At 57.2% G+C, this 16,439-nt stretch carries 14 protein-coding genes; 8 read left to right on the forward strand and 6 right to left on the reverse strand.

Annotated features, from left to right (window positions below; all coding sequences use genetic code 11):
• Positions 1–195: 195 nt before the first annotated feature.
• From F2P67_RS25720 to F2P67_RS25735, 4 genes are all read right to left on the reverse strand, one after another.
• Positions 196–564, reverse strand: coding sequence for a DUF6124 family protein (locus F2P67_RS25720; protein ID WP_166225513.1), 369 nt, complete (start codon positions 562–564; stop codon positions 196–198).
• A 427-nt stretch (positions 565–991) separates the two neighbouring features.
• A complete protein-coding gene (locus tag F2P67_RS25725) occupies positions 992–1,876 on the reverse strand; it encodes a hypothetical protein (protein WP_166225516.1) in 885 nt (294 codons plus the stop codon).
• A 323-nt stretch (positions 1,877–2,199) separates the two neighbouring features.
• Positions 2,200–4,611: a glucose/quinate/shikimate family membrane-bound PQQ-dependent dehydrogenase gene (locus F2P67_RS25730; RefSeq protein WP_166225519.1), complete on the reverse strand. Its 2,412-nt coding sequence runs from the start codon at positions 4,609–4,611 to the stop codon at positions 2,200–2,202.
• 217 nt (positions 4,612–4,828) lie between these two features.
• Complete coding sequence (locus F2P67_RS25735; protein WP_166225522.1) at positions 4,829–6,190, reverse strand: carbohydrate porin; 1,362 nt, start codon at positions 6,188–6,190, stop codon at positions 4,829–4,831.
• A gap of 300 nt (positions 6,191–6,490) precedes the next feature.
• On the opposite strand from F2P67_RS25735, the gene F2P67_RS25740 reads away from it, so the two are divergent.
• Complete coding sequence (locus F2P67_RS25740) at positions 6,491–6,721, forward strand: VF530 family protein (RefSeq protein ID WP_016773359.1); 231 nt, start codon at positions 6,491–6,493, stop codon at positions 6,719–6,721.
• 1 nt (position 6,722) lies between these two features.
• Positions 6,723–7,370 (forward strand): Pr6Pr family membrane protein, encoded by a 648-nt coding sequence (locus F2P67_RS25745; protein WP_166225525.1) that lies wholly within the window; start codon positions 6,723–6,725, stop codon positions 7,368–7,370.
• A 166-nt stretch (positions 7,371–7,536) separates the two neighbouring features.
• Here F2P67_RS25745 and F2P67_RS25750 read toward each other — a convergent pair whose 3' ends face one another.
• On the reverse strand, positions 7,537–8,310 hold the full coding sequence (locus F2P67_RS25750) for a siderophore-interacting protein (protein WP_166225528.1): 774 nt from the start codon (positions 8,308–8,310) through the stop codon (positions 7,537–7,539).
• Entirely contained in the window at positions 8,307–8,882 is a 576-nt protein-coding gene (locus F2P67_RS25755) for a PadR family transcriptional regulator (RefSeq protein ID WP_166225531.1), read from the reverse strand. Before F2P67_RS25755 ends, F2P67_RS25750 begins: the two co-directional genes overlap by 4 nt.
• A gap of 548 nt (positions 8,883–9,430) precedes the next feature.
• Here F2P67_RS25755 and F2P67_RS25760 point away from each other — a divergent pair.
• The 6 genes from F2P67_RS25760 (at position 9,431) to F2P67_RS25785 (ending at position 16,413) form a co-directional block, all read left to right on the forward strand.
• On the forward strand, positions 9,431–9,919 hold the full coding sequence (locus tag F2P67_RS25760; protein WP_166225534.1) for a CS1 type fimbrial major subunit: 489 nt from the start codon (positions 9,431–9,433) through the stop codon (positions 9,917–9,919).
• A 107-nt stretch (positions 9,920–10,026) separates the two neighbouring features.
• The gene (locus F2P67_RS25765) at positions 10,027–12,549 is read left to right on the forward strand and encodes a CS1-pili formation C-terminal domain-containing protein (protein WP_166225537.1); all 2,523 of its coding nucleotides are present in this window, start codon (positions 10,027–10,029) and stop codon (positions 12,547–12,549) included.
• A 40-nt stretch (positions 12,550–12,589) separates the two neighbouring features.
• Positions 12,590–13,825 (forward strand): hypothetical protein, encoded by a 1,236-nt coding sequence (locus tag F2P67_RS25770; protein ID WP_166225540.1) that lies wholly within the window; start codon positions 12,590–12,592, stop codon positions 13,823–13,825.
• A 37-nt stretch (positions 13,826–13,862) separates the two neighbouring features.
• Positions 13,863–14,603 (forward strand): molecular chaperone, encoded by a 741-nt coding sequence (locus tag F2P67_RS25775; RefSeq protein ID WP_166225543.1) that lies wholly within the window; start codon positions 13,863–13,865, stop codon positions 14,601–14,603.
• 48 nt (positions 14,604–14,651) lie between these two features.
• Positions 14,652–15,161: a CS1 type fimbrial major subunit gene (locus tag F2P67_RS25780; RefSeq protein WP_166225546.1), complete on the forward strand. Its 510-nt coding sequence runs from the start codon at positions 14,652–14,654 to the stop codon at positions 15,159–15,161.
• 61 nt (positions 15,162–15,222) lie between these two features.
• Positions 15,223–16,413: a hypothetical protein gene (locus tag F2P67_RS25785; protein WP_166225549.1), complete on the forward strand. Its 1,191-nt coding sequence runs from the start codon at positions 15,223–15,225 to the stop codon at positions 16,411–16,413.
• Positions 16,414–16,439 lie beyond the last annotated feature (26 nt).

Raw genomic sequence — 16,439 nt, forward strand, 5'->3', positions numbered from 1 at the left:
TGGTGGTGGTGGTGGTGGTGCGAGGAGGGAGCCAATTAGGGCTTTAGAACTTGAGTGCGACTCGGTATCTCACGTCGGCGTACCTCTCCCAAACAACGCGGTCAGTCCCCTCTCCCTCCGGGAGAGGGCTAGGGTGAGGGCAGCGTCCTGATTGACCCACCACAAGCCTGACTCCCGCAGAGACCTCATCCGAATTTACGCCGGATATCGACTGACCTCGACATTATCCAGCACCCGATTCACCGCCAGTTCCGCCAGCATGATCACCTGCTGAATCCCCAGGATCCGATGCCGCTGCGGCGTATCGACAAAAGCCGCTACATCACTGGCCATGACACTGGCGGTGGCCAAAGACTCACAGGCATGGGCCAACAGAGTTTCATCGTCCATGTCCGGGGAGATCTGAAACATCTGGCTCGGTCGGCGGCCAGGGCATTTTTTTGGAATGGGATTGAAATGGTGGTCGAGGGCGCGCTCGGCGGTGTCGTGGAGCTTCTTTGAATCGGCGGATTCGTAGGACGAGGTGTCGTCTGTTTCTGGCGGGTTTGGTGTTGGCTTTTTCATGGTGTAAACATCACCGCGACGCGATAACGGGTGGTAGCTGCACACAGGTTCGCGTACTTAGCCATTCGCCAGTATCGGCATGCCCGAAGGCATTCTCCGCACAACCATCTTCAAACCAAACGAATAGAGCCAGAGCGCTCCAGTTTGGGTCAGCGATTATGCATCAAATCGAATGGGCTACACGGGCCGAGATGCCCGGTCGCCGAATTTGAAGCGACTTCGAGAGCTTATCCACCCGAATTCCGAGGCACGACCAACCCACCCCGTTGGAAAAAACGTCAAAAATGCCTTCGTCTGCAATGCACGATCTACAGTGAGGGCCAGCTCGCTTTCGATCGGGCACTTTCATTTAAGAGAATTTTGAATATTGGAGCGTTATCCTTCGCAAAAATATCTAGTTAAACGCCAGATTTAACTTGGCTCAGAACTAGGGGGCTACTACGCTGTTATCGGTTTCGGAGTGCATCTGATCCACATTGTCCAAGGACTTATTAAGCTCCTCAAGAATTGATTTGGATTCGTCGACCATATGTTGGCTTACTGATGGGTCTGCTCCATGGATTATAGCGTTTCTCAAGGTGATCAAGTTTTTTAGGCGAGAAAATAATTCATTATTGATTTTTTCCCTGCGTAACAGGATCTCAGCAAGCCGGGTATTTGAAGTGTGTTTGTTGTATTTTTTGTTAGAAAAGTCAGTCGTAAGAACGGGGATGTTGGTTTTTGTGTTTAAAATAGATTCTATGTTGTTATAAGATTTGAGAAACTCTGACAAGTCTCCTTGCATTGTTTTTACGTTGTGTTCGGGATCGATTTTGTCTTGAAGGGCTTGGCTCGCAGCTTGGATATTGCCGGGTCCGACAATATCTACAACAAAGAAAGCAATGGCTACAAAAGAAATAGCAAAGAAAGACTGGCTGAAATTCATAAGGTACGTGAGGGGTTCGGTGTTTTTTGAGTTTTCCTGTGCAATAACTAGATTTGTTAGAAGGATCGTAAACATCACGAGAGCGGTAATCACTGCCAGTTGCCAGAAGTATCTACCCTCTAGTTTCTCAATGGATTTGGCTCGAGTTTCGTCGCTTCGTGCTTCGCGGTTCAAGTCACCACGCAAAAAGATATACCCCGTGAGGGTTAAACCGTAGACAGCCGCTAGTACCTGAGCAGATGTAGAGTATAGGTACATGATTTGATTCTCGGTGAGCTCAAATAATGCATGATTCAGGCCGAAATAGGTCGAAGCACAACAAGAAATAAACAATAAGAGAATTATTGTAAGTAGCACGACTGTGTTAGGGATTGAGTGCAAGCGCATGTGACGTCCTTGATTGGGGTATATCCGTAGTTAGGGAGAGATGAAAAAATACGAAAATTTAAAGGTTCTGATGCGCTATTCCTTGGAACTATGCGGGGCATTATGCCATTACTCGTGAGCCTAGGCGACTTGCCATTAGACGTGAGTATGGGCACGGATTACGGTCCCAAGCGACACACCATCAGCATGGTTGTATCAAGCGAAAATGAGCGAAAGATTTTGTCGCTCGTTCCCACAGATTTTTAGTGTTGTCATAGACCCGGACGCAAAAAAAGGCGACACCCCTCACAGGGCATCGCCTTTCTCTTTACCGCCGCTAAAACTTATTCCGGCAGTTTGTACGCAATCACGTAGTCACCCATTTTGGTGCCCAGCGAACCGTGGCCGCCGACAACCAGCAGGACGTATTGCTTGCCGTCCTTGCCGGTGTAAGTCATCGGCGTCGCTTGGCCACCTGCTGGCAGACGCGATTTCCACAGCTCTTTACCGGAGTTGACGTCGTACGCGCGCAGGTACTGGTCGAGGGTGCCGCTGAGGAAGCCGACGCCGCCAGCGGTCACCATCGAGCCGCCCATGCTTGGGACGCCCAGGGTGAAGCCGATCGGGATGGGCGAGCTGTCGCGGCTGGTGCCGTTTTTGTGTTTCCACACGACTTTGCCGGTGGTCAGGTCGATACCGGCGACGTAGCCCCAGGCCGGGGCCTGGCACGGTACGCCGAATGGCGACATGAACGGGTGCATGATCACCGCGTAAGGCGCGCCGGTGTTCGGTTGCACGCCAGCGGTTTCGCTCTCGCGTTTGCTGCCGGCCGCGACTTTCTCGCGTGGCACCATTTTCGAGACGAAGGCCATGTAGTTCGGGCTGGTGAACAGCATCTGGCGAACCGGATCGACCGACACGCCGCCCCAGTTGAACACGCCGACGTTACCCGGGTAGATCAGGCTGCCCTGTTCCGACGGAGGCGTGTATTGGCCTTCGTAACGCAGTTCCTTGAACTGGATGCGGCACAGCATCTGGTCGAACGGGCTCGCGCCCCACATGGCTTTTTCGGTCAGTTCCGGGGCCAGCAGGTTGAGGTCCGAACGGGCCTGGGTCGGTGCGGTGTGGTCGCCTTTCACGGCGCCTTGCGGTACCGGGATTTCGCGGATCGGGATGATCGGCGTGCCGTCACGACGGTCGAGGACGTACAGGCTGCCCTGTTTGGTCGGGGCGATCAGCGCAGGTTTCACGCCGTCGGCGGTTTTCATGTCGAGCAGGGTTGGCTGGCTGCCAACGTCCATGTCCCACAGGTCGTGGTGGGTGAACTGGTAGTTCCAGCGCACTTTACCGGTGGCCAGATCCAGAGCAACGACACCGGCGCTGAATTTCTCGGCGCCCGGGGTGCGGTCAGCGCCCCACTGGTCTGGAGTCTGGTTGCCCAGTGGCAGGTAAACCATGCCGAGTTTTTCGTCGACGCTGGCCAGCGACCACATGTTGGCCGAGTTGCGGCTGTAGGTTTCGCCCGGTGCCAGAGGCTCGGTGGCGTCTGGCTTGTCGCTGTCCCAGTTCCACACGAGGTGGCCGTCGCGCACGTCGAAGGCGCGGATCACGCCCGATGGCTCGTTGGTCGACTCGTTGTCGGTAACGTGACCGCCCATGATCACCAGATCACGGGTAATCGCCGCTGGCGAGGTGGAGTAGTAACCACCGGCGGTGAACGGGCCGATGCCTTGGGTCAGGTCAACCACACCGTTTTTGCCGAAGCCTTCGCAGATCTTGCCGGTGTCGGCGTTCAGGGCGATCAGGCGCGCATCAGCGGTTGGCAGGTACAGGCGACGCGGGCAAGCCTGAGCAACGGCTTTACCGGCTTCGGAAATCACTGCGGAAGCAGCGTTTTCAGTTTTGGCATACGCAGCTTCGTCGTAGTACGACACGCCACGGCAGGTCATGTGCGCGAAGCCTTTGAAGCCGACCGGGCTCTTGATCTGCGGGTCGAAGCGCCACAGTTCCTTGCCAGTGTCCGGATCCAGCGCGAGCACTTTGCTGTGCGCGGTGCAGGCGTAGATCATGCCGTTGGCTTTGAGCGGGGTGTTTTCGTTGGTCAGCTCGACCGGATCATCCGCCGTTGGCAGGTCGCCGGTCTGGATGCGCCAGGCTTCTTGCAGCTTGCCGACGTTGGCCGGGGTGATCTGCTTCAGCGGCGAGTAACGGTCACCGAACTCGCTGCGGCCGTAGGCCTGCCAGTCGCCATCGGGCATGGCTGGCGCAGTGCTGGTCATGTCCGCGGTGTCGCGGCCCAGTTCGCCGAAGGTTTCGCCCGGGTGGGTGAACAGGCTGGCCAGGGCAGTGACGCCGGCCAGAACCACAGCCACGGTCAAGCCGCCAGTGCCCATCGGCGCAGGGCCATTGAGCAGCAGTGGACGACGGAACCACGGCAGCAGCATCACGAAGCCGAGGACAAACCACAGAGCCAGACGCGGCACCAGTTGCCACCAGTCCAGACCGACTTCCCACAGCGCCCAGACGGTGCTGGCGAACAGTACGATGGCGTACAGGCCCAGCGCCGCGCGACGGCGCATCAGCATCAGAATGCCGGTCAGCGTGATGCCGATACCGGCCAGCAGGTAGTACAGCGAGCCGCCGAGCATGCTCAGCTTGACCCCTCCGGCCAGCATGGCCAGGCCCATCAGTAGAAGCAGAATGCCGAGCAGGCTCGGTAGCAGACGGCCCCGACTCGAAGCACTTTCGGTGCTCATAGTGTGATTCTCCGTGACGTTTATGTAGTCCCGCGCTGTAGTCACTGTAGATGACGATTTGGCACGGGCATGGTTCAGATAAAAACTTGTCTAGCTAACGAATTTCATTTGTGGGAGGGGGCTTGCTCCCGAAAGCGCTGTGTCAGATAGCTGGTGTGTTGGCTGACACGACGCATTCGGGAGCAAGCCCCCTCCCACAGGAGAGCAGCGGTGTTGTTTAGAACGAGGACTGGATCTTGATCCCCGCGATCAGCGCGTCGTCGACCTTGTCCACGCCGCCCGGGTGGCGGATGTATTGCAGGTTCGGGCGCACGGTCAGCCAGTTCGTCACGTGCACGCCGTAATACAGTTCGGCGCTGTATTCGGTGTCTTGTGGCGGCAGAAACGATGGATCGTCGTAGTCGTAAACAGCGTGGGTCTGATTGGTCGCTTCGGCGTTTTTGCGGTAGGCCGGGTTGACGTGCACGCGGGCCAGGGCAAAACCGATGTCGTCTTTGGCGCGGGCGTCGAACGGGCCTTTGTAGGTCACGCCGGCCTGCACGTAGTTGTCGATGGCGTTGGTTTTCTTGTCGTGCATCGTGCCGTTGGCGAATACGCTCAGACCACGCGAGTTGTCGCTGGCGACGCTGGTGATTTGCTGCTGAATACCCAGCCACACGCCGTGTTTGCTGGAGGCGCTGCGATAGGCTTCACCGCTCAACGCTGCCGGTTGGCCGTTCTGATCTTTATAAGCATCGGTGGCCTTGGCGTTGCTGTAGTAGTAACCGGCGCGGTATTCGCCTGGCAGGCCGTTGAGTTTCGGCGTCCACACCAGTTCGATCGGCAGGATCGCGCCCTGGGTGCCGCTGCCGCTGAGTTTGAAGCCGTTGCCGCGATCGAGGTTCGACGGGTTCTGCTCATAGGCGCCGACCTGTGCGTACAGCTCTGGGGTCAGGTGATATTTGACACGCAGCGCCCATTGGCTGACCGGCCAGTTGTACCAGATGCCGCCGACCCAGTTGCCGACCTGCGAGCCGCAGAAGGCCAGGTTCTGGAAGTCGCACGGGAAGCTGTTGAAGTCTTCGCCTTCGCCGAAGCGGCCGACCTTGATATCAAGTTTCTGATCGAAGAATTTCTGCTGGTACCACATCTGTGTCAGGCGCGTGGTCTGGCCACGGCCCCAGACTTCCTGGGCCGAGGTGAAACCACCGACGCGCGGATCGTTGATGCGATCGTTGCTGATGTTGTTGCCGCTGCGCTTGGTGATGGTCAGTTGAAACTCGGCGTCGTCCCAACCGAGGATCTTTTGCAGATCCAGGTGCGTGCCGAGGCCGAACTGATCGCTGTAGCGTGCAGTGCGGTCGTGGTCATAGCCACCGTGCAGGTTGCTGCCCATTTCCCCGGTGTAATCGAGTTTGAAGTCGTAGCCTTTTTCCGAGAGTTCGGTGCGTGTGCCGTTCCAGTCACCGAGCATGTACGGTGATTCGCTGTCGAACGCGGGTGCGGCTTGAGCGCTGGTGGCGAGGCTGAGGGCGGTGCAGCCGCCAATCAGGCGCAGGGCTGAGATAGCGCTGTCTCGGGAGAAGGAAAAATCGGGCATGGATAAGTCTTTTTTGGGTGTTTTTCGGGAGCGCGCTGAGTGCTTCAATAAGTCGCAGGCAGTGAAGCGATTCAGCAGAAGGGCGGCAGGATAATGATCTGTTACAAAAAGACAAAGGCCTTTTGTGAACATGCAGCGTTTCGTATTCGGTAACAGTGCGGCAAACGGGCGCATTGTGAGGCGTGTCGCCGGCTGCGATCTTTGCAGGTTGACCTACATTTGAAGGAAGCCCTTCCACCGGCTCACCCCCTCGGCTAAGGTGCGCGGCTTCTGCATTTTCACTTCGCCCAAGGGCCTGGCATGAACGAACAATCCCCCGATCCACTGCACGGCGTCACCCTCGAACAGATTCTCAACGCACTGGTGACCCACTACGAATGGTCGGGGCTGGCCGAGCGCATCGACATTCGCTGCTTCAAGAGCGATCCGAGCATCAAGTCGAGCCTGACGTTTTTGCGCAAAACCCCGTGGGCGCGGGAGAAGGTCGAACGGCTGTACGTGAAGCTGATGCGCACCAAGCGACCGCTCTGAAATGGACGCCGTCCTGCGGCGACGCCTGATCACCTGTGCAGCCGTGCTCGGCTGGGCCGGGCTGGGTATCCAGCTTTACCTGATTTTCTTCGCGCGCCTGAGTGTCGGCGCCAGTCTGCTGGGCGGGCTGGTGAGTTTCTTCAGTTACTTCACGGTGCTGACCAACACGCTGGTGGCAACGGTGCTGACGTGCGCGGTCACGCGACGTGAGTCCGCTGCACGAGGCTGGTTTCTGCAACCGTGGGTGAGCAGCGGGGTGGCGGTGAGCATCGCCGTGGTCGGCCTCGCCTACAGCATTTTGCTGCGGCATTTGTGGCACCCCGAAGGCTGGCAGTTTCTCGCCGATGAACTGCTGCACGACGTGATGCCGCTGCTGTTTCTCGGCTATTGGTGGTTGTGCGTACCCAAGGGAACCCTGCGTCTCTGGCACCTGCCGCTGTGGCTGATTTATCCGCTGGTGTATTTCATCTACGCCTTGCTGCGCGGGCATTTGCTGGGCGCGTATGCGTATCCGTTCATTGATGTGGCGATGCTGGGTTATCCACAGGTGTTCATCAATGCCGGGGGGATATTGGTGGGGGTTGTGGTGATTGGGTTGGCGGTGATTGGCCTGGACCGTTGGCGCGCAACCCGATCTGCAGATCAGTGAGAAACTTGTGGCGAGGGGATTTATCCCCGCTGGGCTGCGAAGCAGCCCTGAAATCTGCAACTGCGGTTTACCTGATACAACTCATTGAATGTTTTGGGGCCGCTTCGCAGCCCAACGGGGATAAATCCCCTCGCCACAGGTAATCATCGACAACAGGGGGGCTGTGTCAAACCTCTTCAGCGCGCCAGTAGCCGACCGCTTTGATCAGTTGCTCATCCAGCCCGTGCTCATCGATCAGCACCCGGCGAATCTGCCGTGAAACCTTGGTCTCCGTCGCCACCCACGCATACAGATTGCCTTTAGGCACCTGCAGCTGTTTCACCGTGGTCAGCAGATTGTCCTTGCCGCCCTCGCGCAGCACCCAGATCACATTGACCTGTGCCGCGCTCTCGAGCATTTGCTGTTCCTTGCCGTTCTCAACTTCGATCACCACCAATGCCTTGCGATTGGCTGCCAGGCCTTCGAGGCGTCGAGCGATGGCGGGAAGGGCGGTTTCGTCGCCGATCAGCAGATAGCTGTCGAAGATGTCCGGCACGATCATCGAACCGCGCGGGCCGCCGATGTGCAGGAATTGTCCGGGCTTGGCCTGCTCCGCCCAGGTCGAAGCAGGGCCATCGCCGTGCAGCACGAAGTCGATGTCCAGCTCAAGTTTGTCGAGGTCATAGCGGCGCGGGGTGTAGTCGCGCATCTCGGGCGTCGGGCCGTCGTTCTTGCCGCCGAGCACCATGGTCTCCAGCGCGGCGGTTTGCTCGGCGTTTTGCGGAAACAGCAGCTTCACGTGATCGTCCGTGCCCAGGCTGATGAACCCGGCCAGTTCCGGCCCGCCGAGGGTGATGCGGCGCATGCGTGGGGTCAGGTCGACCACGCGCAGCACTTCGAGTTTGCGGCGTTTGATTTCGTGCATCACGCGGTGAATGGTTTGGCTATCGACTGCAGTCATTCGGCTTTCTCCGGGGCAGATTGAACGGCGGGGCCGTCGACGATGGCTTTGGCGGTGTCGTTGAGCAGATCGCGTACACGCAGGATTTCCTCTGCGCTCCAGCGACCGTGGTGCATTTGCAGGGCATGGCGCAGGTTGTGCACCGCCTCGTGAATTTCCGGCGGACGGTCATGGCCGCGCAGCGAGCGCTTGCTGACATCGATGCGCATGCGCACGCCGTCCAGCGCCACAGCTTGTTCGCTAAGGGATAAACGTCCGGCGTCGGTGACGCTGTAGCGTTTTTTGCCAGCCTCGGCATCGCCGGTGATCAGGTCGCTTTCTTCAAGGAACGTCAGAGTCGGGTAGATCACGCCGGGGCTTGGGCTGTAGGCGCCGTCGAACATGGTTTCGATCTGGCGGATCAGGTCATAGCCGTGACACGGCTGCTCGGCGATCAGCGCCAGCAGCAACAATTTCAGATCGCCCGGGGCGAAGACGCGCGGGCCGCGGCCGCCGCGTTCGCGGCCGGGCCGTTTCTCGAAGCCGTCGCGGTCGTCGCGTGAATCTCGGTGGTGGGAATGATGGTCTCTCATTTTTGCTTTCTCTCTCGTCGTGTTTAGATACAACTTAAGATATATCTTTACCGCTGAGCAAGTGCAATCGACCAGCGGTCATCCAGCAGGCAAGCGCCTGGAGTGGCTCCGGAAAAGGTCTCGGTGAGGGCGAAATTCTTGTCTTTTCTTTCGCCGGAAAAAATAAGCAGGTATACAGAAAAAGTATTATTTGGTTAATTACTCTAATGTGCTTAGTTAAACCTTTGTATTCGGGGTGTGTAGTAAGTTTCTTACGGAAGTCGCGGTTTCAATTTAATAGTTGAAACAGGATTGATGTAGGGAAGGTCTGACAGTTGGTGTTTTGAATTATTAAAAAAATGCTATTTTTCTTGCAATTAAAAAGGGCGCTTTACTACAACTTCGCAGGAAACGGACTGCTTACTTTGTGGTGGGATTGGGTAATTATTCCTCGGCGTTGAAAGTTCAACTTCTTACGTGTCCGGAAGGCAGCTGGTCTTCTTCAGTGATGGCGTGAAGAGTCATTGGCTTTCAGCCCAATCCCACAACGAAATGACAGGACGTTAATCATGTTCAAGCAACTTGTACTTGCCACCCCTCTGGCTATTCTGGCGCTGAGTTCTTCGGTTGCCTTCGCAGCAGAAGAGGAAAAGACCACCATCAACATCACTGCCGATATCCCGAGCAAAGTGTTTCACGCCCGGCCAGTCGATCCACAATTCGGTAAAGCCGAGCAGATGATCTACCAACTGGGTCTGGGCACGTTGACGCCGGTGACCGGTACCTACGACGTCCAGCACACCAACGGCGCGGTCGGCGCGTATGTCGAAGGTGGCCCGCAGCCGCTTTACAACGGTTCGAATACCATCGCGCTGACTTACACCTTCAACGGCAAAGTACTGACCGGCGCTTCGCAGGAAGTCGTCGGCGATAGCGAGTCCAACGGCGGCATGCGTACCGACTTGGTCATCCGCGCTGCCAAACCGACCGACGGTCAATATGGCCTGTACACCGCCAACCCGGTGGTGATGTTCGACGCGTTGCCGCGTATCCCGTAAGCGCTCGTTGATTACTGCCTGTCATGGGCAAGTAGTGTTTCCGGTCGACGGGCAACAACAGTCGGTCGACCGGAGTTTGGTGCCTATAACAATCGAGTATTGAGTACATGTTCCCGATGACGCCCATCGCGGCGGCGCTAGCACTTTTTTTATGTGCCAGTGCCGTGGCAGCCCCAAATGCAACAACACATACGCCGCGCAGTTTGCTTGCCCAGGCCAAAGGGTTGCCGGCCGAGTTCGAAGAGCACTTCTTTGATGTTCCACTGGCAGTGCGGGTGGAACTTGATCAGGCCTTTCTAGGGGAGGCGATGATCGTATTGTCACGTGACGATCGAATAACCCTGGTGGAATTTACCGACACCGCCGACAGCAACTTCAGCGCATCTGAACGGGATGTCTGGGGTGACTATCTGAAACCCGGCGTGGCTTTGGGCGCCTGTCAGGGCAGTTGCCCGGAGCAAATGCTGGCGGTGCATTACAACCTTGAAAACTCGCTGGTGTCGATCGTGACGCGAAACGCCGAACGCGATCCGCAGGCGCAGCGTTTCTATGCCTTGCCCGAGGGCGGCAGCAGCGGTTTGATCCTGCGCAATCAGCTCAACCTGAACGGTGGCCAGGATCAGGATCTCGGCGGCCGTTACGGATTGGAAGCCAGCAGCAGCCTGGGCAACTGGACGCAAGCGGTGAACGTGCAGTTGTCGCGTCTGGGCGGTCTGGACAATGAGCTGTACCACGCCGTTTACGAGCTGTATTCCCAGCGCGAACTCGAAGGCAACTTCCTGCGCCTGGGCTTTTTCACCCCGAACGCCGAAGGTCTGACACGCCAGCCGCGCACCTTCGGCACCAGCCCGGACACGGCGGTCGGCGTGATGTACGGCAGCTCCGACAGCCTTGCCATCAACAACCCGAAACCGGCGGTGTACCCGATTTACGTCACCGCCAATCGTCAGGGATCGGTGGAAATCTACCGCGACGGCCTGCTGATCAACACGCAGGCAATGCCCGCCGGGTTGCAGACCCTCGACACCCGGCCCTTGCCGGGCGGGATCTACGAGGTGGAGGTGCGTTTGATCGAGGACGGCCAAATCACCTCCAGCACCCAGGAGCTGGTCTACAAGCCGAGCAACTGGCGCAACCATGACGAGCGCTGGCGCTACAACCTCTTCGCCGGACGCGAGTCGAAATTGTGGAGCAACTGGGACGATCAGGCCGACGGCGAGATGACGGCCGGGGCGGCCTTCAACTACCTCCTGCACCCGCGGGTGATCCTTGGTCTGACCGGGCGCCAGGTCAGCGACAGCCTGCAGTTGGGCACGTCGGTGGACTGGGCGGTGGTCAACAATGCCAGCCTCTATGCCAGCGTTTACCAGACCGAGGATTACGGCACCGGCGCCGACGTGCAGGGCATGTACTCCTACGGCAGCGGCAGTGTCATGGCCAATTACACCCGCAGTTGGCTCGATACCCAGCGCCTCTACGACACCTTGCCCGACGGCACTCGGGTCCGTCAGCGCAACGTGTTTGTCGGCCAGACCAGCAACGCCTCGTTGTCCCTGAACCACCGCTTGAGCAGCAAAACCTCGCTCAACGCCCGGGTCTCGCACAGCGAAGGCAACACCGAAGGCATGGGCCTGGATCTGGGCTGGACTCAGCGCACCGTGTTGCTTGGCAGTGACGCCAACTGGCGTCTGTCGCTGTTCGATCGACCGGGCAGTTTCAGCTCGGGCGATGACCGTAATCGCGGCGTAGACCTGAGCCTGAGCATCGCCCTCGGCGCACCCGGTGAACAACTGTCCGGCAGCATCGGCTCGCGCACCGCCCGGGAAGGCGGGCGCGACAACAATGCCTCGCTCACCTATCGCAAAGACCTCAAGGACCACGTTTTGCAAAACGTCTCCGCCACGGTGCTGGGCGACACCTACGGGGTAGGCCTGTCGACGATGGCGTCGATGCAGACCGATCAGGTCAATGGCGACGGATTCCTCCAGCGTTCGTCCTATAACAACAACTTCACCGGCGGCCTTAACCTCAACAGCACCGTGGCCATCGGCGCGCAAAAAATGGTCATGACCAGCCAGTACTCGCGGGACGGCGCCGGGATGATCATCGACGTCGAGTCGGACATTCAGGACATTGCCTTGCGCGCCGACGACCTCAGCGGCGGCAGTGCGATGTTGCGTCCGGGGCGCAATTTTGTGCCGATCACTGCCTACAAAAGCAGCTCCGTGAGTTTCGACTTCGAAGGCACCGATGTCCCCGCTGCGACCATCCAGCCGCCGCGCTCGTCCTACCACCTGAACAAGGGTGGCGTGGACTACCGCAAGATCCGCGTGATGAAAACCCTGACTGTGCTTGGTCGTCTGGTTGACCCCAAAGGGCAGCCGCTTAAAGGGCATCACATCATCAACCACGCCAGCCGTGGCGTGAGCGAAGTCGACGGTTTCTTCTCGATGGAAATGAATGCCGGCTCACCGACGCTGGAAGTGCGTCAGGGCAATCAGTTGCTCTGCCAGTTCCGACTCGATCCGGACGCGGCGCGGGTTGAAAACAATGTGTTGATGATCGGGGATTTGCGGTGTTCGCCGGATACGTTGGCCGGTGCAGTCGAAAACAACGAAGTGGCGATTTAACGGGGGAGCGAACGTGCACGCGTCTAGAACAGTGAAGTGTTTGACTACACATTCGATATTGCTCGCAGCGTTACTGGGTTGTTCGACGATCGCGAGTGCACTCGTCAAGGACATTACCGCTACGTTTCGTCCCGATCCTGCCAAGCCGCATGAAAACAGGTTTCTCAATACGACAGCCAATGAAGGTTACTGCAGTAGATATCCGGGGGCGTGCGAGTCATTCAAGATATTCAGTTTGCAACTGCCGATAAAATTTTCTTCGAACTCGCCGATTCAGGCTAATCATGGTAATCCGCGCCAAGGGGCGATGTTTAAGGTGCCGGGTAACTGGCGGTCGCTACAGGTTATTAATCTCGAGAACCAACAGACGGAAACCGTGGAGGTTCGAATAGCAGGAATCGGTGCCTTATGGAGAACCAGTAGAAGCGTCAGTGAGTTGGTTGGCATTGAGGAAGACAGATGGACCGAAGCCCACCGACTGCTGTGGGATTCGGCAAGTTGGTTGTATCCACCCCCGCCCTGCGGAATCAGCAACTCTGGCGATTGGGGGCCCAAACATTATGCGTCATTCTGGCTGACACCCAATAAGGCCGTGTGTGCCAAGCAGGCATTGTTTGATATTGCGGACTTCTCTTATGACTACATTGATTTCGCTTACGAACTTCGAACGCCAAATCCGTTAGGGATGTCCAGCGGAACCTACAGTGGAGAAATGCACTACACCGTCGGCCCCTCCATGGACTTTGATATGGGCGATGTGATGTTTCCTGATGACAATAAAATTCTGCTCAATTTCAAGCTCTATGTTGAGCATGTTTTAAAGGTTGAGATTCCGCCGGGGGGCAATAAGGTCGAGTTGGTTCCTGAAGGAGGTTGGCAGGCATGGCTGCAACACACTCGCAAACCGACACGCTTGTTTCGTGATCAGACGTTTAACCTCTGGGTTTCTTCAAATTTCAAAATGACCCTGGAGTGTGGGTTAAACATCGGTAATACCTGTGGCCTGGAAAGTCCGGATCATCACCAAGTGCCATTGGATATTCTGGTCAGTTTGCCCAGTGGTTTGACTGATGTTGCCGGAAATCCGGTAAACCGCCGACCCTTGCAACTGGACGGCGTCGGTACCGAGCAGTTTCAGCCCAGGTTCTACCTTGATCGCAAACCTGGCGTCTTGCATTTCGAAGTGCAGAAAGAAGCCGTCAGGCAAATGCTCGATGAGCACCCCGGCAGTACCTACTCCGGCACCGCAACGGTGATCTGGGATTCGGAAGTCTGACCCAATCAGTTATTTGAAAATAGTGAGGTTTAACGCTATGAAACGCTCATGGGCGCTCGGTGGACTATTAATGTTTTCCCAGATGATTTCAGCCGCACCGCAAATACACGTCGGTGTGGTGTATGACTATCTGGACGCCGATAAAAGTACTTACCTGAAACGCGTGTTCAACGGCGGCGAAAGCACCGCATTCATCAAGATCAACATTCTCGAAATTCTCTACGACGCCGATGGCAAGGCCACCGAGGTGCCGCTAAAGGCGCAGGAAGGCGCAACCGTTCGCGATGGCTTGATGGCCAGCCCCGCCCGCTTGATCGTGCCGGCCAACGGCATGCAGGGCTCGCGTCTGTTGTACATGGGCGCGCGGGACAAGGAGCGCTATTTCCGGGTACGTTTCGTGCCGGTCGTGCCGGAAAAGGAAGACGAGTTTGCTGTCACCGCCGAAGAACGAGACACCTACAAAGCTTCGCTGGCGGCCGGGGTCACGGTATTGGCCGGCTATGGCACGGTGTTTTTCGTACGGCCCAAGGACACGCGTTTTGACAGCGTGATCGACGACAGTGCCGGGCAATACCAGATCCGCAACAACGGCAACAGTGTTGTGGTCATCGATGAGTTCAAGGACTGCTCGACCAGTGATGAGAAGAGCTGCCAACCCACCACCAAACATCACATTCTGGCCGGTCGCTCATTTCGCTTCGAAAAGCAGGCCGGGCGCGAATATGCATTCACGTTAATCGAAGGCGCTACGACCAAAAAAATTCAGGTGAAAGGTTAATCACCGGTTTTCTTGAGTCTTGGTTTATCAACTCGCGGGACATTGAATATGAACAGGGAATTGACCACTCGGATATTCCTGAGCGGATGGCTGCTTGCTGCTGATCTGGCTTTTGCTGCGCGGGAAGTTCAGGAGTTTGATGTTTCGGTGACTATTCCGACATCGGCATTTCATGTGCTGCCGGCGGATAACGGCTGGATTCATCTTGAACAGAAACTGCCGTGGAATATGGCGAACTCCACCCTGGGTAGTTTGCGTAAATATTTCGACGTCAAGAGTGAAAGCGGTGCGATTGAAGCGCGCCTCGATAGCGCTGCTTATTTATCCAATGGCATAGCCTCGGACGATATTGCGTTGCAGGTCAGTTTCAATGGCAAGTTACTGAGTGTGGCGAATGCCGCAGAAGTAGTGACTGCCAATGAGGCGAAACAAGGGCAGCGGGTTTTGCTGGAGATAGCACCGCAACCACCCGGTGATGGAGTTTATAAACCGGGCAAGTATTACGGCAACGTCAACATGATGTTCAACGCAGTGCTGCCGGGCAGCCTTAATCAATAAATGAGGGATCATGCTCAGATCATTTGGATTTATTGCTACGGGTATATGGGCGGCGGCGTTCATGTCGTCGACACAGGCGGCGGTCAAGGACATCGAGGCATTGTTTCGACCTGATCCGGCCAACCCGCAAATCAACGAATTTGTTAATCAGACGCCTTCGGAGGGTTTTTGCCTGCAAATGCCCGGCGCTTGTGTCCCTGAAGGTCTGTTTACCCTGATTGCGCCGATCCGCTTCGAGTCAACCGGGCCGGTTCAGGCATTTCACACCGATCCACGCCAGGGCGGTATGGCGAAAGTGCCTTCGCATTGGCAGCGGATTGATATGACTCACGAATCGGGTGCAGTTGAGTCGCTGGAGATACGTATTGCGGGGATTGGCCATGAGTCCGGGGTTTCCGAATACGTCACCCTGTTGGTGGGAGGCAAGATTGATGATCCCCCAGGTCCCGCCTGGGATCAGTTATGGACCGGGGCCGGCTGGAAATACGCGCCGCCTCCCTGCGGCAGTGTTCCCAGTGCAACGCTGGGCTATCACGGCTATAACAGTTTCTGGAGGGTGCCGCTCAATGCAGGTGCTTGCGCCAAACAGGCGCGATTCACCATCCCTTCGTTCATCTACCAGTACTTTGTTTACGGTTATGTGCTGCGTACGCCCAACCCGCTGAACATGCGCTCGGGCAAATACACCGGGAAGATCAACTACACGGTAGGTCCCGGGCAGGATTTCGACATGGGCGATCTGATGATCCCGAGTGACACGATGCTTACGCTCAACTTCACCCTGACCGTCGAGCACATACTCAAGGTCGAGATCCCGCCGGGGGGCAACAAAGTCGAGTTGGTACCCGAGGGCGGCTGGCAAGCCTGGCTGAACAAAGGGCGGCGGCCGACACGGTTGTTCCGCGATCAGACGTTCAACCTCTGGGCGAGCTCGCCGTTCAAAATGCACATGGAATGTCAGTACACCGCCGGCGACACCTGTGGCCTGCGCGATCTCGACGGTAATCAGGCGCCGCTGCAAGTGGCGGTCACCTTGCCAGGTGGTCTGGTGTCGGAAAGCGGAAGTGCAGTGGTTCGCCAACCGTTGCGGGTCAGCGACAGCGCAGCGTTTCGCCCGATCGCATACACCGACCGCAAACCCGGCACGATGCATTTCGACATTCGCAACAACGACGTGGCCGACATGCTCGCCCGCCCGGCCAACACCTATAAGGGGACAGTCACCATTATCTGGGAGTCGGAAGTCGACTGAGTGCCTGCCCGCCGACACGGACAGGT

The organism is Pseudomonas atagonensis (assembly GCF_011369485.1).
In the GTDB taxonomy this organism is placed as follows: domain Bacteria; phylum Pseudomonadota; class Gammaproteobacteria; order Pseudomonadales; family Pseudomonadaceae; genus Aquipseudomonas; species Aquipseudomonas atagonensis.